This window comes from Nonomuraea sp. NPDC023979 (assembly GCF_040639085.1).
Lineage (GTDB): Bacteria > Actinomycetota > Actinomycetes > Streptosporangiales > Streptosporangiaceae > Nonomuraea > Nonomuraea ceibae.
Map to the genome: position 1 here is coordinate 139,227 of NZ_JBEZZG010000004.1, position 19,245 is coordinate 158,471.

At 72.5% G+C, this 19,245-nt stretch carries 19 protein-coding genes; 9 read left to right on the forward strand and 10 right to left on the reverse strand.

Annotated features, from left to right (window positions below; genetic code table 11):
- Positions 1-17: 17 nt before the first annotated feature.
- The gene (locus AB0G11_RS09930; RefSeq protein WP_357585101.1) at positions 18-2,354 is read right to left on the reverse strand and encodes a GH1 family beta-glucosidase; all 2,337 of its coding nucleotides are present in this window, start codon (positions 2,352-2,354) and stop codon (positions 18-20) included.
- An 88-nt stretch (positions 2,355-2,442) separates the two neighbouring features.
- Between AB0G11_RS09930 and AB0G11_RS09935 the strand changes: the two genes are divergently transcribed.
- The 3 genes from AB0G11_RS09935 (at position 2,443) to rocD (ending at position 5,061) form a co-directional block, all read left to right on the forward strand.
- Positions 2,443-2,898 carry an Lrp/AsnC family transcriptional regulator gene (locus tag AB0G11_RS09935; RefSeq protein ID WP_219507572.1) on the forward strand — a complete coding sequence of 152 codons (456 nt, stop codon included), beginning with the start codon at positions 2,443-2,445 and terminating at the stop codon, positions 2,896-2,898.
- Positions 2,899-3,054: 156 nt separating this feature from the next.
- A complete protein-coding gene (gene ddaH, locus AB0G11_RS09940; protein WP_219507571.1) occupies positions 3,055-3,852 on the forward strand; it encodes a dimethylargininase in 798 nt (265 codons plus the stop codon).
- Entirely contained in the window at positions 3,853-5,061 is a 1,209-nt protein-coding gene (gene rocD / locus AB0G11_RS09945; protein ID WP_357585103.1) for an ornithine--oxo-acid transaminase, read from the forward strand.
- 133 nt (positions 5,062-5,194) lie between these two features.
- On the opposite strand, the gene AB0G11_RS09950 is transcribed toward rocD, so the two are convergent.
- The 4 genes from AB0G11_RS09950 to AB0G11_RS09965 form a co-directional block, all read right to left on the reverse strand.
- The gene (locus tag AB0G11_RS09950; protein ID WP_357585105.1) at positions 5,195-6,454 is read right to left on the reverse strand and encodes a CU044_5270 family protein; all 1,260 of its coding nucleotides are present in this window, start codon (positions 6,452-6,454) and stop codon (positions 5,195-5,197) included.
- Entirely contained in the window at positions 6,447-7,034 is a 588-nt protein-coding gene (locus AB0G11_RS09955) for an RNA polymerase sigma factor (protein ID WP_357585107.1), read from the reverse strand. Before AB0G11_RS09955 ends, AB0G11_RS09950 begins: the two co-directional genes overlap by 8 nt.
- A 71-nt stretch (positions 7,035-7,105) precedes the next feature.
- Positions 7,106-7,816: a class I SAM-dependent methyltransferase gene (locus AB0G11_RS09960; RefSeq protein WP_219507564.1), complete on the reverse strand. Its 711-nt coding sequence runs from the start codon at positions 7,814-7,816 to the stop codon at positions 7,106-7,108.
- Between the two features lie 22 nt (positions 7,817-7,838).
- Complete coding sequence (locus AB0G11_RS09965) at positions 7,839-9,194, reverse strand: alkaline phosphatase D family protein (protein ID WP_308125858.1); 1,356 nt, start codon at positions 9,192-9,194, stop codon at positions 7,839-7,841.
- A gap of 381 nt (positions 9,195-9,575) precedes the next feature.
- Here AB0G11_RS09965 and AB0G11_RS09970 point away from each other — a divergent pair, with 381 nt between their 5' ends.
- Positions 9,576-10,853 (forward strand): Glu/Leu/Phe/Val dehydrogenase, encoded by a 1,278-nt coding sequence (locus tag AB0G11_RS09970; RefSeq protein WP_357585109.1) that lies wholly within the window; start codon positions 9,576-9,578, stop codon positions 10,851-10,853.
- A gap of 4 nt (positions 10,854-10,857) precedes the next feature.
- Here AB0G11_RS09970 and AB0G11_RS09975 read toward each other — a convergent pair whose 3' ends face one another.
- The gene (locus AB0G11_RS09975) at positions 10,858-11,289 is read right to left on the reverse strand and encodes a MarR family transcriptional regulator (RefSeq protein ID WP_357585111.1); all 432 of its coding nucleotides are present in this window, start codon (positions 11,287-11,289) and stop codon (positions 10,858-10,860) included.
- A gap of 48 nt (positions 11,290-11,337) precedes the next feature.
- On the opposite strand from AB0G11_RS09975, the gene AB0G11_RS09980 reads away from it, so the two are divergent.
- Genes AB0G11_RS09980 through AB0G11_RS09995 form a run of 4 tightly spaced genes read left to right on the forward strand, consistent with a single transcriptional unit; the run spans position 11,338 to position 15,729 of the window.
- The gene (locus AB0G11_RS09980; RefSeq protein WP_219507557.1) at positions 11,338-12,417 is read left to right on the forward strand and encodes a substrate-binding domain-containing protein; all 1,080 of its coding nucleotides are present in this window, start codon (positions 11,338-11,340) and stop codon (positions 12,415-12,417) included.
- A 54-nt stretch (positions 12,418-12,471) separates the two neighbouring features.
- On the forward strand, positions 12,472-13,836 hold the full coding sequence (locus AB0G11_RS09985; RefSeq protein ID WP_219507556.1) for an APC family permease: 1,365 nt from the start codon (positions 12,472-12,474) through the stop codon (positions 13,834-13,836).
- On the forward strand, positions 13,833-14,837 hold the full coding sequence (locus AB0G11_RS09990) for an acetamidase/formamidase family protein (RefSeq protein ID WP_219507554.1): 1,005 nt from the start codon (positions 13,833-13,835) through the stop codon (positions 14,835-14,837). The genes AB0G11_RS09985 and AB0G11_RS09990 overlap by 4 nt, the downstream gene beginning before the upstream one ends.
- Before the next feature lie 55 nt (positions 14,838-14,892).
- On the forward strand, positions 14,893-15,729 hold the full coding sequence (locus AB0G11_RS09995) for a trypsin-like serine protease (protein ID WP_357585113.1): 837 nt from the start codon (positions 14,893-14,895) through the stop codon (positions 15,727-15,729).
- On the opposite strand, the gene AB0G11_RS10000 is transcribed toward AB0G11_RS09995, so the two are convergent.
- From AB0G11_RS10000 to AB0G11_RS10010, 3 genes are read right to left on the reverse strand one after another with little or no spacing between them, the layout of a single operon-like run.
- Entirely contained in the window at positions 15,716-16,600 is an 885-nt protein-coding gene (locus tag AB0G11_RS10000) for a Gfo/Idh/MocA family oxidoreductase (protein WP_357585115.1), read from the reverse strand. The genes AB0G11_RS09995 and AB0G11_RS10000 overlap by 14 nt on opposite strands.
- Positions 16,597-17,508: an NAD-dependent epimerase/dehydratase family protein gene (locus AB0G11_RS10005; protein ID WP_219507549.1), complete on the reverse strand. Its 912-nt coding sequence runs from the start codon at positions 17,506-17,508 to the stop codon at positions 16,597-16,599. The genes AB0G11_RS10000 and AB0G11_RS10005 overlap by 4 nt, the downstream gene beginning before the upstream one ends.
- Before the next feature lie 2 nt (positions 17,509-17,510).
- Positions 17,511-17,861 carry a YrdB family protein gene (locus tag AB0G11_RS10010; protein ID WP_219507548.1) on the reverse strand — a complete coding sequence of 117 codons (351 nt, stop codon included), beginning with the start codon at positions 17,859-17,861 and terminating at the stop codon, positions 17,511-17,513.
- A 110-nt stretch (positions 17,862-17,971) separates the two neighbouring features.
- Here AB0G11_RS10010 and AB0G11_RS10015 point away from each other — a divergent pair, with 110 nt between their 5' ends.
- Complete coding sequence (locus AB0G11_RS10015) at positions 17,972-18,667, forward strand: TetR/AcrR family transcriptional regulator (protein WP_219507547.1); 696 nt, start codon at positions 17,972-17,974, stop codon at positions 18,665-18,667.
- Here AB0G11_RS10015 and AB0G11_RS10020 read toward each other — a convergent pair.
- On the reverse strand, positions 18,639-19,244 hold the full coding sequence (locus tag AB0G11_RS10020) for a TetR/AcrR family transcriptional regulator (protein WP_357585117.1): 606 nt from the start codon (positions 19,242-19,244) through the stop codon (positions 18,639-18,641). The two genes, AB0G11_RS10015 and AB0G11_RS10020, sit on opposite strands and share 29 nt — an antisense overlap.
- Between the last annotated feature and the right edge of the window lies 1 nt (position 19,245).

Genomic DNA, 19,245 nt, shown 5'->3' on the forward strand with positions numbered 1-19,245 from the left:
CGGGGCGGCCCGGCCGGTCAGGCGCTGGAGCCGCGCACCACCAGGCGGGCCGGGAGCACCACCGAGCCGGCGTGCCTGCCCTCCAGCCGTGACAGCAGCAGCCGGGCCAGGGCCATCGCCTGGTCCGTCACGGGAGTCCGTACGGTGCTGAGGGGCGGGGTGGTGGCGGAGGCGGCGTCGATGTCGTCGAAGCCGACGACCGCCAGGTCGGCGGGCACCCGGCGGCCGGCCTCGGCGGCGGCGCGCAGCGCGCCGATCGCGAGCTGGTCACCGGTCGCGAAGACGGCGTCGAGGCGGTCGTCCTCGGCGAGCAGCCGGGTGAGCGCCTCGGCGCCCGACTCGCGGGTGTGACCGGCGAGCGCGAGGTGCGGGCGCAGCCCGGCGCGTTCCAGGGCCTCGCGGTGGCCGGTCAGGCGGTCCTGGACGGCCACCAGGTCGGTGGGGCCGCAGATGACGCCGATGCGGCGGCGGCCCTGGCGCAGCAGGTGCTCGGTGGCCGCCGCGGCGCCACCCGCGTTGTCCACGTCCACGTACGGGACGAGCGAGGCGACGGCGGGCTTGCCGAGCAGCACGACGGGCGTGCCGGTGCGGGCCAACCGCTCGGCCAGCGGGTCGGGGCCGTCGGGCGGCAGCAGCACCACGCCGTCGAGCAGCCCGGTCTCCACCCGCTCCAGGATGCGCCGGTGGCTCTCGGCGGTGTCGGCGAGCATGAGCGTGACCTGCTTTCCCGCGCCTTCGAGGACGCTGGTGACGTACTGGACGACGGCGGCGGTGAGGGCGTCGCCGCCCTGCCGGGGCACGGCCAGGACCAGCGCGATCGCGTCGGTGCGGCGCGTGACGAGGCTGCGGGCGGCGGCGTTGGGGACGTAGCCGAGCTCGCGGACGGCGCGCAGCACGCCGGCGCGGACCTCCGGGCTGACCGACGCCTCGCCGTTGACGACGCGCGAGACCGTCGCCCGGGAGACGCCGGCGCGGGCGGCGACGGTCTCCAGCGTGGGGCGGCGCGGCCGGTCGCCGCCGAGGCCGTTGCGGCGCACCACGTCGCGGTACCACAGCGCGCTGTCCTTCATCCGCCGCTTCTGGGTGGCGAAGTCGACGTGCACGAGCCCGAACTTGCGCTGATAGCCGTCGGCCCACTCGTGGTTGTCGAGCAGCGACCAGACGAGGTAGCCGCGCACCCGGGCGCCGCGCTCGACGGAGGTGCGCAGGGCGCGCAGGTGCTCCTCGATGAAGTGGATGCGGTCCATGTCGCGGATGCCGTCGCCGGTGACGGTGTCGGCGAAGTCGGCCCCGTTCTCGGTGATCATCAGCTCCAGGCCCGGGTGCTCGCGGGTCAGCCGGTCGAGCAGCAGCGTGAGCGCGCCGGGCACGATGGGCCAGCCCATCGCGGTCACGGCGGTGGGCACGGTGCAGAACAGGATGCCGTCGCTGCCCGGGTAGGCGGGGTCGGCGGGCTCGCTGGGCTGGGCCTGCACGACGGTCGGCGCGTAGTAGTTGACGCCGAGCAGGTCGAGCGGGCCGGAGATCAGCTCCAGGTCGCCGTCACGCACGTGGTCCGTCCCGGCGAGCTCCACCACCCCGTCCGGGTAGCGGCCGCGCGTCAGCGGCTCCAGGAACTGCCCGTGCATGAGCTCGTCGATCCTGGCGACCGCGGCGGCGTCCTCCTCGCTCAGCTCGCGGGCCGAGCCGATCACCTGGCCGGGGGTCATCACCGGCCCGAAGTTGAGCACCGCGCCGATCTCCCGGGCGCCCGCCGAGCGCAGCGCGTCCGCCGCCAGCCCGTGGCCGAGCAGCAGGTGGTGGGCGGCCCTGAAGGCGTCGGCGGCCGACCTCCTGCCGGGCGCGTGGATGCCCGCGCCGTAGCCGAGGAACGCCGCCACCCACGGCTCGTTCAGCGTGAACCAGGTGCCGACCCGGTCGCCCAGCCGCTCGTGCACCACCCGCGCGTAGTCGGCGAAGCGCAGCGCCGTGTCGCGCTCCGGCCAGCCGCCCCGGTCCTCCAGCGCCTGGGGAAGGTCCCAGTGGTAGAGCGTCACGTACGGGGTGATCCCGGCCGCCAGCAGCTCGTCCACCAGCCTGTCGTAGAAGCCCAGCCCGGCGGCGTTCACCCGGCCCGCCCCCTCGGGCATCACCCGGGGCCAGCTCACCGAGAAGCGGTAGGCGCCCAGCCCCAGCTCCTTCATCAGCCGCACGTCCTCGGGATAGCGGTGATAGTGGTCGCAGGCGTCCCGCGAGTCGGAGAAGGAGTCCCAGATCGACGGGCCGCGCCCGTCGACGGCGTTGGCGCCCTCGATCTGGTAGGCGGACGTGGAGACGCCCCAGACGAAACCCTCGGGAAAGCGCGTGCTGCTCATGACCGGTGACCTTCCAGCGTGTTAGAGGCGCCCAGTCTGCCGGGAGGTGATCGTCGCGCGCCACACGGCCAGGCGATATACAGAGCGCGTGGAACTGGACCGGCTGGATCGTGACATCATCGCGGCGCTCGTGGACGACGCCCGCCAGACCTACGCCGAGATCGGCCAGCAGGTGGGCCTGAGCGCGCCGGCCGTCAAACGGCGGGTGGACCGGCTGCGCGAGAGCGGCGCGATCACCGGTTTCAGCGCCCGGGTGGCACCGCAGGCGCTCGGCTGGACGACCGAGGCGTACGTGGAGCTGTTCTGCCAGGGCAAGACGAAGCCGTCCGACATCGCGCTGGCCGTCTCCCGGTTCCCGGAGGTGGTCGGCGCGGCCACGATCACCGGCGAGGCCGACGCCCTGCTGCACATCCGGGCGACCGACGTCAGGCACGTCGAGCGGGTGATCGAGCGCATCGCCGCGCAGGCGTTCGTGGTGCGGACCAAGAGCGCCATCGTGCTCTCCAGGCTCGTCGACAGCCCTCCCGGAACCGCCATGCCGTGACAGCGCAACGAATCACCGCTCACCTGGCACAAGACGCAACAGAACACCGCCCACGCGCAATGTCGCCCTCTTTCCCCACAGGCCTCCCGATTCTTAGGCTGTGGCTCCGTCCTCCCAGGTGAGGGCGTATTCCAGCATGAACACACGGAGCCCTGCATGCCCAAACACTTCCTCATGTGCCGCCCGGAGCACTTCACGGTCGCCTACGCGATCAACCCGTGGATGAACCCCGAGGCGGGCGCCGACCGCGACATCGCGATCCGGCAGTGGGAAGGCCTCAAAGCGGTGTACGAGAGCCTCGGGCACCAGGTCAGCCTCATCGACCCGATCGAGGGGCTGCCCGACATGGTCTTCGCCGCCAACGGGGCGCTCGTCGCCGGCGGCCGGGTCTACGGGGCGCGCTTCGCCTTCCCCGAGCGCGGCCCCGAGGGTCCCGCCTACCTGCGCTGGTTCGCCGAGCGCGGCTACCCCGTGCTGGAGCCCACGCAGGTCAACGAGGGCGAGGGCGACTTCCTCACGCTGGACGAGGTCATCCTGGCCGGTACGGGCTTCCGCACCGACCCGGCGGCCCACCAGGAGGCCCAGGAGTTCCTCGGCCGGCCCGTGGTGACGCTGCGGCTGGTCGACCCGCGCTTCTACCACCTCGACACCGCGCTGTTCCCGCTCGACGGGCGCAACGTCGCCTACTACCCGGGCGCCTTCTCCGAAGGCAGCCGCCAGGTGCTGCGCCGGATGTTCCCGGACGCGGTGCTCGCCTCCGCCGCCGACGCCGAGGTCCTCGGCCTCAACGCGGTCAGCGACGGCACCAACGTCGTCATCAACGCCGAGGCCGGAGACCTCCAGCTGGAGCTGAAGCGGCGCGGCTACGAGGTGATCCCGGTCGACCTGTCGGAGCTGCGCAAAGCCGGTGGCGGCCCCAAGTGCTGCACACTGGAAATCAGGGGGGAGAACTGAATGACCAGCAGCGCGGACCTCATCGAGGCCAGTGAGCGCCGGAGCGCGCACAACTATCACCCGCTGCCCGTGGTGATCCACGAGGCGCACGGGGCATGGGTGACCGACGTCGAAGGCAGGCGGTACCTGGACTTCCTGTCCGGCTACTCCTCGCTCAACTTCGGCCACGGCAACGAGAAGATCATCGAGGCGGCCCAGGAGCAGCTCAAGAACCTGACGCTGACCAGCCGAGCCTTCTACCACGACCAGTTCGCCCGGTTCTGCGCCGGGCTGGGCGACCTCACCGGCAAGGACATGATCCTGCCGATGAACACCGGCGCCGAAGCCGTCGAGACCGCCATCAAGGTCGCCCGCAAGTGGGGCTACCAGGTCAAGGGCGTCGAGCCCGAGCAGGCCGACATCATCGTGATGGAGGACAACTTCCACGGCCGCACCACCACGATCGTCAGCTTCTCCACCGACCCCGACGCGCGCGGCGACTTCGGTCCCTACACGCCCGGGTTCACCGTGGTGAAGTACGGCTCCGCCGAGGCGATCAGGTCCGCCATCGGGCCCAACACCGTCGCCGTGCTCGTCGAGCCCATCCAGGGCGAGGCCGGCGTGCTCGTCCCGCCGGACGGCTACCTGGCCCAGGTGCGCGAGATCTGCACCGAGAACAACGTGCTGATGATCGCCGACGAGATCCAGTCCGGGCTCGGGCGCACCGGCAAGACCTTCGCCTGCGACCACGAAGGCGTCGTGCCCGACATCTACGTCCTGGGCAAGGCGCTCGGCGGCGGCGTCGTCCCCGTCTCGGCCATCGCCGCGAACGAGGACGTGCTCGGCGTCATCAAGCCGGGGCAGCACGGGTCCACCTTCGGCGGCAACCCGCTCGCCTGCGCCGTCGGCAACGCCGTCATCGACCTGCTCAACACCGGCGAGTTCCAGGAGCGGGCCGCCCGGCTGGGCGACATCATGCACGCCCGGCTGCGCGAGCTCGTCGGCGACGGCGTCGTGACCGTACGCGGGCGCGGCCTCTGGGCCGGCGTCGACGTCGACCCGTCCCTGGCCACCGGGCGCGAGGTGTCCAAGGCCCTGCTGGAGCGGGGCGTGCTGGCCAAGGACACGCACGGGTCCACCATCCGGCTCGCGCCGCCGATCGTCATCTCCGAGGAGGACCTCCACCGGGCCGTCGACCTCCTCGCCGACGCCCTCGCCTCCTTCCGCTGACCCACTCGCCCTCCCACCAGCGGAGGTGAGGGGCCCTCCCGCCCGTGAATGCGCCATCCCCCGTTACGGCCCTCTCCCAAGGAGACGGGCCGTGACGGGGGCGAGGCGGCTCTCCCCAGGAGGGTCGTGGGGGTCAGCCGGTAGGGGTGGGCATGGGGCCGGCCGGGGTGGGGGACGCCGACTCGTCCACGGGGAAGTCCTCCGCCGGGACCTCCGGGCGGGACTCCGACGGGATGGGGGTCGGCTCGGCCGCCGGGAAGTCCTCCGCCGGGGCGGCGGTCTCCGTCGGGACGTCCTCCGTCGGCGCGTCCTCCGCCGGGGCGGCGGTCTCCGTCGGGACGTCCTCCGCCGGGACGTCCTCCGTCGGGGCCGGGGACGCGGATTCGTCGGGGCCCTCGCAGCTGTCGTCCCCGTCCGGGGAGTCCACCTCGGGCAGCCGGTCGACGACGGTGACGTTGAGCTGGGCGGTGTGCGCGAGCAGGCTTCCCTCCGGCGCTTCCGCCGCGCGGGCGTCCACGACCGTGGCACGCTCGCCGAGGAGGCTGTACGTGCCGCGGTCGAAGATGAGCTGCCGCAGGGTCCCGTCCGAGGCGGGCAGCCCGAGGGCCACACCGCGTCGCCCGGCGGAGTCGGCCACCCCGTCGGCCTCCGTCACGCCGGGGATCGCCTTGATCTCCTGGAACAGCGCCTCGCGCTGCGCCCTGGGCAGGTAGCTCTCGCGGACGAGCTCGGCCGCCGCGTCGAACGCCTGCTGGGCGGCGTCGGCCTTGCCGGGCGGCGCGTCGCGGCGGATCAGTGCGCGCAGGGCGGCCGCGTCGAGCCCGCTCAGGTAGGCGTAGTCGTCACGCTGGTCCCCCATCCGGCCGGGGCAGGACGCGAGCCGGTTCCAGCCGGAGCCCTTCCAGTCGTGGGCCACGGCGGGCAGCTCCCGGCCGGGCCACGGCTCGGGCGGCCGTCCCTCGATGTACAGCAGCCCGTCCGCGCTCCCGTCCACCGACCGGTAGATCTTCCGGTGCGTCCGGTAGAGGTGGCGGCTCTCCTCGCCGTCCTCCCCGGCCTGGAACGAGGCGTACATGGTGTCGGACTCGATCAGGATGAACTGGCCGGGCCGGGGCCGCAGCTCGGGGAAGAACTGCGCGGCGGCCCGCGTGACGGAGCTGCCGGCGACCGGCGACTGCCCGTTCTGCCCGGACAGGGCCACGGCGACGCCCCCGACCAGGGTGACCGTCACCCCGAAGGCGGCCACGGCCTGCCAGCCGAACCTGGGCAGCCGCAGCCCCCTCCCCCGGCGCGCCTCGCGCATCAGCGCCTCGCGGGCCCGGAAACGGGCCTCGGGCGGGTAGGGCGGCACCGCCGGGCGGCCGTCCGCGAACTCCTTGAACTCCTCATCCATGCCGGGGCTCCTCTGCTGCGAAGGGATCGTTGCCGCCGAGTGCCCTGCGCACCTTGGCGCGGAGCCTGTGCAGCCTGGACCGCACGGTGCCGACGGGGACGCCGAGGGCGAGGGCCGCCTCCTCGTAGGTGAGGTCGGCCCAGGCGACGAGCAGCAGCAGGTCGCGCTCGGCGGCGCTGAGCGCGGTCAGCGCCTTGGCGAGCCGGGGCTGGAGCTGCTCGGCGGTGACGCGGTCGGCGCTGCGCTCGTCGAAGGTGCCCGGCCGTTCCGGGCTCACCTTGGCCAGGGCGTGGTTGCGCCGCCGTTCGGCCCTGCGGTGCTGGGCGACGATCCGGGTGGCGATCCCGTACAGCCAGGGTCTGGCGTCGGGCCAGGCCGGGTCGTAGCGGGCCCGGCGGCGGAAGGCCACCAGGAACACCTCGCCGGTGACGTCCTCGGCCAGTTCGGGGCCGAGGCGCCGGGCCGCGTAGCGGTGGATCTCGTCGGCGTGCCGGTCGAACAGAGCCGCGAAGCTTTCCGGGTCGTCGCGTGAACGCCCGATCAGCGCGGAGTCGTCCAGCGCCTCTGACACTTCCTGCACACCCACCACGTCGTCGGTCCTCTCTCATGCGGTCATCTGGTTCTTGGCCGCACCGGGGACCACGGTTCCGACTATTTCGCGAACCGCCAGACGTCCAGGCCGCCGGGGGCGTCGGCGCGGGTGAACCCGGCGGCGGTGAGCTCGGCGTCGAGGCGGGCGCGGGTGGGGCGGTGGCTCTCGCTGATGACCTCGTCCTCGCCGATGACGACGCCGCGCTGGGTGACCACGTAGCGGAAGCGCCAGCGGGTCAGCTCGCCCTCGGCGGCCAGGAGGTGGCCGTGCACCTCGTAGCGGTGCCTGCCGACGCGGTAGGAGCCCAGGAGCTCCGGCTCGCCGGGGACGGCGGGCGCGGGCTCGCGGCGGTCGAACACGAGCAGCCCACCCGGCCGGAGCTGGCGGGCCAGCGTCTCCCAGAGCCGCGGGCGCGTGGCGGCGTCGAACGCCTGGAGCACCGCGATCATGACGACGGCGCCGACCGGCTCGTCGACGTCCGCGTCGAGGGCCCCGTACGGCAGCACGGTGACGCGCTCCAGCAGGCCGGGCCGCTGGGCGAGGCGGGAGACGAGCACGGCGCGCATGCCGGCGGCGGGCTCGACGGCGAAGATCTCGCCGCCGGTGGCGGCGGCGATGACCTCGGTGATCAGGCCGGTGCCCGCGCCGATCTCCAGCACGGGCCCGCGCACCCGCGCCAGCACGGGCGGGAGGGCGGCGCGGGCGGCGGGCACGTGGCCGTCCTCGTGCCACAGGTCGTAGAAGGGCACGGCGACGTCATACTGATTCATGACGCCGAGACGATAATGGTTTTCATTCCAATTGTACAGTGCCGAGTTCCTTGACCTCCTCGCCGGTCGACTGGAGCCAGGTGGCGCGGGCCTCGGGCAGCTTGAGCGTGGCCAGCGCGTTCTGGAACCACGGCCCGGCCACCACCCGCCACCTGAACGGCGGGCGCGGGATGCGGGCCGAGCGCGCCAGCAGCCCGCCGACCAGCGTGGCGATGCCGAACTGGGTGAAGACGTTGGCCCAGCGCAGCAGCCGGCTGAGCGGGTTGCGGATCGGCGAGCAGACCACCTGGTAGACCGGCGCCTTGCGGGCCTTGGCGACATAGGAGTAGTGCACATCGCCCGAGAGGATGAGCACCGGCTTGCCCAGCCCGGCGAACAGCCTGGCCAGGTCGTCGAACGAGCGCCGGAACGCCGCCCAGTGCTCCAGGTCGACCGCCTGACGGAAGCGCTCCGACAGGCGGGCGACCGTGCGTCCCCAGGCGCCGTCACACAGGGCCTCGTTCCAGTTCTGCACGCCGTGGACGCCCTCGGGCAGCAGGAACGGGATGGACGAGCCGATGATCAGCCGCTCGGCGGGCGCGGACACCTGCTCCTCCAGCCACGCCTGTTCGGCCGGGTCGAGCATGCGCCGGTCGCCGGGCGTGAGCTGCCTGGCGCACCGGGTGTCGATCATGATGAGCCGGGACGGGCCGAGGTCGCGGGCGTAGCTCCACCGGTTGCTGGACGGCTCGGCGTCGGCCAGGGCGGCGAAGGCGTCGAGCGCGGCCGCCCCGTCGCCATCAGCACCCGACAAATCACGATAAAGCGGGTCAGCAGCCCGTTCGGCGGGCGACAGGTTGCCCAGGTGCTGGTACACCCAGTACGCCCCCAGCCCGGCCACCACCCGGCGCTTCCACCAGCTCGTCGCGGCCATCTCCTCGCGCCAGGTCTTGGAGGTGTTCCAGTCGTCGCGCAGGTCGTGGTCGTCGAAGATCATCGCGGTCGGCACGGTGGACAGCAGCCAGCGGATCTCCGGGTCGGTCCACGCCTGGCGGTAGAGCTCGGCGTACTCCTCGAAGTCGGCGATCTCGTCGCGCGGCTCGGTGTCGCGGCGGGCACGAATGAACTCGAGCATCTCGGGCGACGGGCTGTCGGCGTAGACCTGGTCGCCGAGGAGCAGGAGCAGGTCGGGCCACTCCTCCTCGTCCGCCCGCGCCAGGTGGCAGCCGTAGGCGCGCAGCACGTCGTGACCGTGGGTGAGGACGTGCGCGGTGTCGTGCGGCACGCTCGTCCGGCACGACCCGAACGCCAGCGAGCGCGGCCCGCTCTCGGGCAGCCGCCGGATCCGGCTCTCCGGCCGTCCTTCCGGCGGCCACACCTGGTCACCGTCAAGTCGCACGGAATACGTGATGACATCCTGGGAAATATCAGTGATGTCGACAATCGCGTAATGGTGACCGTGGACGGTGAAGGTGGGCGACTTGTACGGCCGACCGCCTGCCTCCACGGTGACCGTACACGGCGCTTCGGCCTCCACGAAGATCGAGGCGCTGGCAGAATCGACGTAGCGCAACATCGGCCCGACCACCAGTGCGGGCATCACACCCCCCGGTTCGACAGTTCGGCACACTCTGGGCCACAAGCCTGCCAGAGTGTCGCATATCGAGCACTAGGCAACTCCAGACACCCCCTCTAGGCTGATCACGACAAGTACGCCCAAAAGGGTTAGGCAACGGCGCTTTACCCAGACATCGGGCGTCCATAACAGGAGGACCTCTTCATGAGCGTCATGGTGCCGTCAAAGACGCCGGCACAGACCACCCCTGGCCGCCAGGCCCTGGATTCCGCTCTTCACCAGCTCGGCCAGGCGGCCGAGCACCTCGGGCTCGACGACGGGCTCCGTACGATGCTCGCCACGCCCCGCCGGTCGCTGACCGTCTCGGTCCCGGTCCGGCGCGAGGACGGCCGCATGGACGTCGTCCAGGGCTTCCGGGTGCAGCACAACGTCTCGCGCGGCCCGGCCAAAGGCGGCATCCGCTTTCATCCGGGCACCGACATCCACGAGGTCACCGCACTGGCCATGTGGATGACGTGGAAGTGCGCGCTGGTCGGCATCCCGTACGGAGGCGCCAAGGGCGGCGTCGCCGTCGATCCGGGCACGCTGACCACCCGCGAGCTGGAGCGGCTGACCCGCCGCTACGTCAACGAGATCCTGCCGATGATCGGCCCGGAGAAGGACATCCCGGCCCCCGACGTCGGCACCGACGAGCAGACCATGGCCTGGATCATGGACACCTACAGCGTCAACGCCGGCTACGCGGTGCCCGGTGTGGTGACCGGCAAGCCGATGCAGCTCGGCGGCTCGCTGGGCCGGGCGGGAGCGACCTCGCGCGGCGTCCAGATCGCGGCGCTGTCGGCGCTGGGCCACGCGCCCGAGGGCGTGACGGTGGCCGTGCAGGGCTTCGGCAAGGTCGGCGCGCTCGCCGCGCAGTATCTGTCCGACGCCGGCTGCAAGGTCGTGGCCGTCTCCGACGTGACCGGCGCCGTCCACGCGCCCGGCGGCCTCGACGTCGCCGCGCTGCGCGCGCACGTGGCCGAGACCGGCCAGGTGCTGGGCTACCGCGACGCCGACGCGCTGGGCCACGACGAGCTGTTCGAGCTCGACGTGGACATCCTGGTCCCGGCGGCGCTCGAGGGCGTCATCACCGAGGCCAACGCGGCGCGGGTGCGCGCCCGGCTGATCGTGGAGGGCGCCAACGGCCCCACCACGCCGGAGGCCGACGAGATCCTGGCCGCCAACGGCACCGTCGTGGTGCCGGACATCCTGGCCAACGCGGGCGGCGTCATCGTGTCCTACCTGGAGTGGGTGCAGAACATGCAGGCCTTCTCCTGGAGCGAGGGCGAGGTCGCCCGCAAGCTCAAGGACCTGATGGAGAGCGCCTACGGCGAGGTCAAGTCGATGGCCGCCGAGCGCGGGCTGACGCTCCGGCAGGCGGCGCACGTCATCGGCGTGGGCCGGGTCGCCGAGGCGCACCAGATGCGCGGCCTCTACCCGTGACCCGTTAGCGGTCGAGCTCGGCCACGAGCGACTCCAGGTCGCTCATCAGCCGCTCCATGCGGTCGTGGCCGAGGGCGTCGGCGATGAGGCGGTGGTGCTCGGCCACCGCCCCGTCCACCCGCGCCAGCAGGTCGGCGCCCCGGCCGGCGACGAACACGGCCACTCTGCGCCGGTCGCCCGCCGAGGGGCCGCGGTAGACCAGGGCCCGCTCGATCAGCCGGTCGACGGCCTTGGTCAGCGTCGGGTGCGGCATGAGCACGGCCGCCGCCAGCTCGCCCATCGAGTGGCCGCGCCCGTCGGCGAGCGCGCGCAGGATGCGCCACTGCTCGACGGTGACGTCCTCGCCGGCGAGGGCGGCGGCCAGCCCTCGGTTGACGCTCCGCTCGGCGCTGCTGAGGAGGTACGCGAGAGAGGACCCGAGCCCGGTGGCGGTCATTGAACAAGGTCCTTTCACCCGGGTGCTTTCCAGGAGGATACTCGTCGGGTGGCGGCGATCGTCGATCCTCTCGAGGCCCGGCTCCTCCCCTCCGGCGCGTTGCGTGTCGCGCTCGTGGTGCCCGTGTCGGGGGTGCTGGGGCTGGTGGGGCCCTGCGCGATCAACTGCGCCCTGATGGCGGCCGGCGAGGTCAACGCCGCGGGCGGGATGCTGGGCAGGCCGGTCGAGCTGGTGCTGGTCGACGGCGGCCGGGCCGCTCCGGTGGTCGCCGCCGAGGTGGGCGAGCTGGTCCGGTCGGGCGCCGTGGAGGCGGTGGCCGGATCCCACGCCAGTGACGTGCGGGTGGCGGTGGTGCGGGCGATCGGCGGCCGGGCCCCGTTCGTGTACGCGCCGCCGTACGAGGGGATCGGGCACGCGCCGGGCGTCTTCTTCCTGGGCGAGACCCCCGGCAGGCAGCTCGCGCCCGGGATCGAGTGGCTGGCGGGGGCGCGGGGGGCGCGGCGCTGGTTCCTGCTGGGCAACGACTACGTGTGGCCCCGGCTGGTGCACGCGAGCGCGCGGGCCCGGCTGCGGGCTGCGGGCGCGCGGGTGGTGGGCGAGCGGTTCGTCCGTCACGGGGAGGCGACGCGCTGGCTCGACCGGGTGGCCGACACCCGGCCGGACGCGATCCTGCTGACGCTGATCGGCAGCGACCTGGTGGACTTCAACCGGGCCTACGCGGCCAGCGGGCTGGGCTCGGCCCGGCTGTGCGGGGCACTGGAGGAGCACGGGCTGCTCGGCATCGGCGGTGACGGCACCGGCGAGCTGTACGCGTCGATGGGCTACTTCAACGGCCTGGGCACCGACGCGAGCCTGGACTTCGCCGAGCGTTACGCGGCCAGGTTCGGGCCGCAGGCGCCGATGCTCAACGCCCACGGGCAGGGCTGTTACGAGGCGGTGGCGATGCTGGCGGCGCTGGCGTCCCGGGCGGGTTCGCTGGCGGTGCCGGAGGTCGACGCCGTGGCCGACGGCACCACGATCACCAGCGCGCGGGGGCCGCTGACGCTGCTGAACCGGCAGGTGCGCCGTCAGGTGCATCTGGGCAGGGCGGACGGCCTTGATTTCTTTCTAGAGAAACCTTTTCAATAGAAAGCTTCACCCTCTAATGTGCTCATCACCCCCAGCACATTGAAGGAGCCGTTCATGAGCACCATCGAACAGTTCGGCTACCGGCAGGAGCTCCAGCGCTCCCTCGGGTTCGCCGACCTGATGATCTACGGTCTGATCTTCATGGTGCCGATTGCGCCGTTCGGCATCTTCGGCACCGTCTTCGCCTCGTCCGGCGGCATGGTCGCGCTCGCCTACATCATCGGCCTGGTTGCGATGGCGTTCACCGCGCTGTCCTACGCCCAGATGGCCAAGGCGTTCCCGATGGCCGGCTCGGTCTACACCTACGCGGGCCGCGGCATCGCCGCCCCCGTCGGGTTCATGGCCGGCTGGGTGATCCTGCTGGACTACCTGCTCGTGCCGACCCTGCTCTACATGGTCGCCGGCGCCGCGATGCACTCCTTCGTGCCCGCCGTGCCGGTGTGGGCCTGGCTGATCGTCTTCATCGTGCTCAACACCGTGATCAACCGGCTCGGCATCCAGATGACCGCCCGGATCACCCGCATCATGCTGGCCGCCGAGCTCGTCGTCCTGGCGATCTTCCTGGTGATCGGCGGCATCGCGCTGGCGCAGGGCAAGGGCACGGCCGGGGCGCTCACGCCGGTCTTCGACTCCTCGGCGTTCTCCTGGACGCTGGTCTTCGGCGCCGCCTCGGTCGCCGTGCTGTCGTTCCTCGGCTTCGACGGCATCTCCACGCTCGCCGAGGAGAACCGCGAGGACGCCCGGCGCCTGGGCCGCTCCATGGTCGCCGCGCTGGCGCTGGCGGCCGTGCTGTTCGTGGTGCAGACCTGGGTGGCGGCCCTGCTCGTGCCCGACCGCGCCGCCCTCGTGCCCGGCGCCAACGTCGACAACGCCTTCTACGACACCGCCACGTACGCCGGCGGCGCCTGGCTCGGCGTGCTGTGCGCGGTGGCCACCGCGATCGCGTGGGGCTTCGCCAACTCACTCGTCGCCCAGGCGGCCACCTCGCGGCTGCTGTTCGCGATGGCCCGCGACCGGCAGCTCCCCTCGTTCCTGGCCCGCGTCGACCCCAAGCACAAGGTGCCCGTCAACGCCACCTTCTCCGTCGCGCTGATCACGCTGGTGCTGGGCGTCGGGCTGAGCTTCTACGCCGACGCGATCTCGCTGCTCAGCTCGCTCATCAACTTCGGCGCCATGACGGCGTTCCTGCTTCTGCACGTCGCGGTCGTGGTGCACTATGTCGTGCGGCAGCGCAGCCGCAACTGGGCCGCGCACCTGCTGGTCCCCGTGATCGGGTTCGCCGTGCTGGTGCTGGTCGTCATCAACGCCTCGGTGGCCGCCCAGGTGCTCGGGTTCGTCTGGCTCGGGATCGGGCTGATCGTGGCGCTGGTTCTCTACTCGACGGGCCGCCGTCCCGTCCTGCCCTCGGAGGTCTCTTGAACGTCATCTCTTACCGCCCCTCCCCCGAGGAGTACAGCTACACCTTCGGCGGACGGGCCCCCGTCGGGAAGGTGCGGCCCGGCACGATCCTGGAGCTGTTCACCGAGGACTGCTTCGCCGGCCGCGTCCGGTCGGTGGACGACCTGCCGTCACAGGTGTGCGAGTTCCCCTATCTCAACCCGGTCACCGGCCCCTTCCACGTCGAGGGGGCCGAGCCCGGCGACACGCTGGCGCTGCACTTCGTGTCCATCACCCCGGCCAGGGACTGGGCCGTTTCGAGCACGTTCCCGCACTTCGGCGCGCTGACCGGCACCCACACCACGGCCATGCTCCAGCCTCCGCTGGAGGAGCGGGTCTGGTGGTACGACCTGGACGTGGCCAAGGGCGTGGCCGTCTACCAAGCTCGTAACAGCGACTTCCGGGTGGAGCTGCCGCTCGACCCGATGCACGGCACGGTGGGCGTGGCGCCCGGCGCGAACGAGTCCCGCATGACGATCGTCCCCGACGCGCACGGCGGCAACATGGACACGCCGGAGCTGCGCGCGGGCGTCACCGTCTACCTGGGCGTCAACGTGGAGGGCGGGCTGTTCTCCATCGGTGACGGCCACGGGCTCCAGGGGCACGGCGAGGTGTGCGGCACCGCCGTCGAGGCGGCCATGAACACCGTGGTCGCGGTCGAGCTGATCAAGGGCGTGGCGACGCCGTGGCCGAGGCTGGAGGACGACCTGCACCTGATGACGACCGGTTCGGCCCGGCCGCTGGAGGACGCCTACCGCATCAGCCAGCACGACCTGGTCACCTGGACGTCGTCGCTGACCGGGCTCGACGAGCTGGACGCCTACCAGCTCGTCAGCCAGGCCGGGCAGGCGCCGGTCGGCAACGTGTGCGACGCCAACTACACGATGGTCGCCAAACTGCCCAAGGCCTACCTCGGCACCCCTTCGGTGTACGAGTCGGCGCACGCCAGGCTGCGTGCGCTGGGCGCCCAGTACATGGCTTAGTAAACCTTGATGTCGCAGGTCAGCGGGCTGATCGTTTGCTGCTAGAAGTAGGTGGGTGCTCAGGTTGGTGCTTACTCTGGCCCTGCTCGACCCCACCGTCGCCGCTGACGTCTCCCAGCGCAGCATCCCGGTGCGCAAGGTGCTCACCCCGGGGGGTGACCGTCTCGGCTTCGCCCCCGTGCCGCGCCCGTACACCGGAGCGCGGCGGCTGACGGGGGTGCTGGTGGGGCGGGATCCCGTCACGGGCACCCACCTGATGTGCGGCGGATCGGTGATCGGCAGCCGGAGCCGGAGCCTGGTGCTGACGGCGGCGCACTGCCTGTACAACCAGGGCAGGCCGCTCAAGCAGCTCGCGTTCCTGCCGGGCTACGACCGGGGCAGCCCGCCGCTGGGCGTGTGGCCGGCGGTGCGCACCTGGGTGCCGGCCCGCTACCGGGACCGGCCCTACTCCGCCAAGCTGCTCCCGTACGACGTGGGGATCGTCGGGGTGGCGACGGTGGAGCAGCAGGCGCTGGAGGAGGTCACCGGGCCGGGCCTGCGCCCGTTGCCGACCAGCAGGGGCAGCTCGCTGCGGGGGCTGGAGCTGCTCGGCTATCCGGCGGGCAAGCGGTATCCGGGGACCCGGATGTACCACTGCCTGGGCGACGCGGTGGAGGGCACGTCCGACGGTCCGGCTCGGGGGCCGGGCGTGCTCGTGACGCGCAACTGCCACGCGGCGGCGGGCGGCAGCGGCGGCCCGGCGCTGCACGGCGGCGCGATCGCGGGCGTGGTGTCGTCCTCCAGCCCGCTGCGCGACCGCAAGGGGTTCACCGTGCTCACCCGGCTCGGCGACAGGTCGTTCACCCGGATGCTGGCCGAGGCCGACGAGGCGATGCTGCTCAGGAAGCGGTGACGATCTCCTCGCACAGGGCGTGGGTGACGAGCGCGTCGTCGGCGGAGAGGACGCGGCCGTCGCGGACGGCGGCCAGGAACTCCAGCGTGACCTGCTCGATGCCGCGCTGCCGGGCGACCGGCACCCAGTCGGGCCGCCGGGTGCGGATCTCGCCGCCGGCGTAGTCGGTCACGTCGCCGAGGTTGTCCACCCGGCGCTTGACGCCCGCCCCCATGACCTCGCAGCTCTCCTCGCCGGCGCCGCTCACCCGGTTCATCACGCCGATGGCGGTGAAGCCGTCGCCGGTCAGCTCCAGCACGACGTGCTCCAGCAGGCCGTCGCGCACGCGGGTGCGGGCGGTGGTGCCGGTGACCGGGCCGGGGGCCAGGAACCTGAGCGTGTCGACGACGTGGATGAAGTCGTCGAAGATCGCCCGCCGGACGACGTCGGGGTGGTTCTCCCGGTTCTTCTGCATCAGCACCAGGTGCCGGGGCAGCTCGGCCAGCCCCGTGTAGCCGGGGGCGTGACGCCGGTTGAAGCCGGTCATCAGCGACCGTCCCTCGGCCCGCGCCAGCGCGGCCAGCCGCTCACAGTCGGCCAGGTTGTCGGCGATCGGCTTGTCCACGTAGACGTGCACCCCGGCGGTGAGCAGCGGCTCGACCAGCTCCGGGTGGGCGGCGGTGGCGGCGTGCACGAACGCCGCGTCGACCCCCGCCTTGATCACCTCGTCGACGGAGGTGGACCGGTCGGCGATCCGGTAGGCGTCGCCGAGCCGGTCCAGCTTCGCGCTGTCGCGGGTGCACAGGTGGAGGTCGAGGCCGGGCTGCGCGGCCAGCACCGGGAGGTAGGCCTTCGCCGCGATGTCGCCCAGGCCGATCATGGCAATCTTCACGCCTCGAGCGTAGCCTTCAGCGCCTCGTCCAGGGGCGTGGGCGCGACGCCGAACGTCCGCTGGAAGGCCGAGGAGTCGAGCTCGTACGGGGCGGTGAACTGGTAGCGGGTGTGCCGGAGCTCGCCGATCATGGGCGAGAACAGCCCGGTCAGGCGCACCAGCGGCCACGGCAGCGTGGTCATCCTGGGCTCGGGCAGGCCGAGCAGCGCGGCCATGCGCCGGCCGATCTGGCGGAAGCTCTGCGGCTCGGCGGTCGGCACGTGCCACGGCCGGCCCCAGGCGCGCTCGTCGCCGCCCGCGACGATCAGCGCGTCGGCCACGTCGGGCAGGTACGTCCAGCTGTGCGGGATGTCGGCCGGGAAGACCAGCTGGACGGTCCGGCCCGCCCGCAGCGCCGGCAGGAAGCGCTCGCCCAAGTAGGACTGGTCGGTCGCGCCGGGGCCGAAGTAGTCGGAGGCGCGCACCTCGGTCGCCCGGATCCGGCCCGCCCGGTGCGCGGCCAGCGCGTCGGCCCACATCGTGGCCCGCACCCGCGCCTTGGGGCTGGTGGAGGCGAGCGGCAGGTCCTCGGTCATCGGACCGGTGACGGGACCGTACGGGTAGAGGTTGCCCAGCATGACGTACGCGGCGCCGGTCGCCTCGGCGGCGGCCAGGAACGAGGCGGCCATCGGCGGCCAGTCGGTGAGCCAGCGGTGATACTGCGGGTTCACGCAGTTGTAGAGGACGTCCGCGCCCCGGGTGGCCTCGATGAGGCGGGCGCTGTCGGCGACGTCGGCCGCGACCTTGACGGCTCCGGCCGGGCCGCGGCCCGAGCGGGTCACCACGGTGACCTCGTGTCCCTGGGCGAGGAGCTTGCCGGCCAGGTGCGTGCCGACCTGGCCGGAGCCCACCACGACGTGCTTTCCCATGATCAGACCTGCTTCCAGACGATGCGGAGGACCGCGTTGACGACGAAGAGGGCGGCGAAGACGGCGGCCGCGCGGGCCTGGCCCGCCGCGTACAGGGCCAGGGCGCCGCCGCCGAACCAGAGGATCTCCAGGACGACCCGGCCGGCGCCGGTGAGCGGGAAGGTGGCGTTGGCGCCGCCCCCCGCGCCGAACAGCGCCCAGGCGGTGATGAACAGCGCCGGCGCGCCGAGCCCGGCGACCACCTTGACGACCCAGTGCGCGTGGAGCGTGAAGCCCCAGTAGCCGGCGGAGGCGATCACGCCGAGCTCCAGCAGGAACATCAGGACCATGTTGGCGCCCTTGGCGATCATCATTACCTCCGGTGACTGGCGTTCGCTTACGAGAGCAATGCTCTCTCAAGAGAGCGACAGTCGTCAAGAGCAGTGCTCTCGTTTTTTCTCGGTGCTCTGCTAACGTGGCGGACATGACAGCGAGCCGTACTGCCAGAGAACGTGTCAGAGCCGAGCTCACCAGGGAGATCGCCGACATCGCCCGCCGACAGCTCGCCACCGAGGGCGCGGGCGGGTTGTCGCTGCGCGCGGTGGCGCGCGAGATGGGCATGGTGTCGTCGGCCGTCTACCGCTACTTCCCCAGCCGCGACGACCTGCTGACCACCTTGATCATCGACGGCTACAACGCCCTCGGCGAGGCGGTCGAGCAGGCCGACGCCGCCTGCCCGGACGACGACTACGCGGGCCGCTGGCTGGCCGCCTGCCACGCGGTGCGCACCTGGGCGCTGGCGCACCCCCACGAGTACGCGCTGCTCTACGGCTCGCCGGTGCCCGGCTACCAGGCTCCGCAGGACACGGTCGCCGCCCGCGTGCGCGACGTGGCGGTGCTCGGCCGGATCGTCTCGCAGGCCCAGGCGGCCGGCGCCGTCGACCCGCCCGCCCTGGCGCCCGCTCCCCCGGCGCCGCTGCGCGAGGACGCCGAACGGGTGCGCGAGCTCATGCCGGGCGTGCCCGACGACGTGGTGTTCCGCTGCCTGGCGGCGTGGACGGGCCTCTACGGATGGGTCAGCTTCGAGCTGTTCGGCCAGTTCACGAACACGATCGAGGACCGGCACACGGCCTTCGACCACGCGATGCGGGTCATGGGCGGGGCGATCGGCCTGCGGTGAGCAGCGGGACGACGACCTCGTCCACGATGTCGATCAGGAGCTGGTCGGGGATGGGCGGCCCCTGGAAGAGGAAGTGGTGCCGCAGCAGGGCCTGACCGGCGTCCAGGCGGCGCGGCGTGACGTCGGCCGGATCGACCTCGCCGCGCTCGGCCGCCCGCCGGACGATCTCGGCGAGGATCTTGCGGCCGGTGCCCTGCGAGGCCGCCCGGAACGCCGCGGCGCTCGACTCGTCGCGCAGCGCCTCGCTCAGCAGCCCGCGCATGGCCTCACCGGCCGGCCCCGACAGCGCCGCCGCCATCCGGCGCAGCGTCGCCAGCAGGTCCTCGCGCAGGCTGCCGCTGTCGGGCACGTCGGCCGCGTCGGGCAGCGAGTGGTAGACGGCCTCCATGACCAGGGCGACCCTGGTCGGCCAGCGGCGGTAGAGCGACGCCTTGCTGGCCCTGGCCCGCTCGGCGACCCGTTCCATGGTCAGCCGGGCGTAGCCGGACTCGGCGAGCTCGTCGAGCGTCGCCCGGTAGATGGCGGCGCTCAGCTCCTCGCCGCGGCGCCGGGGCAGCTTGCGGTGGTCGGTGACCATG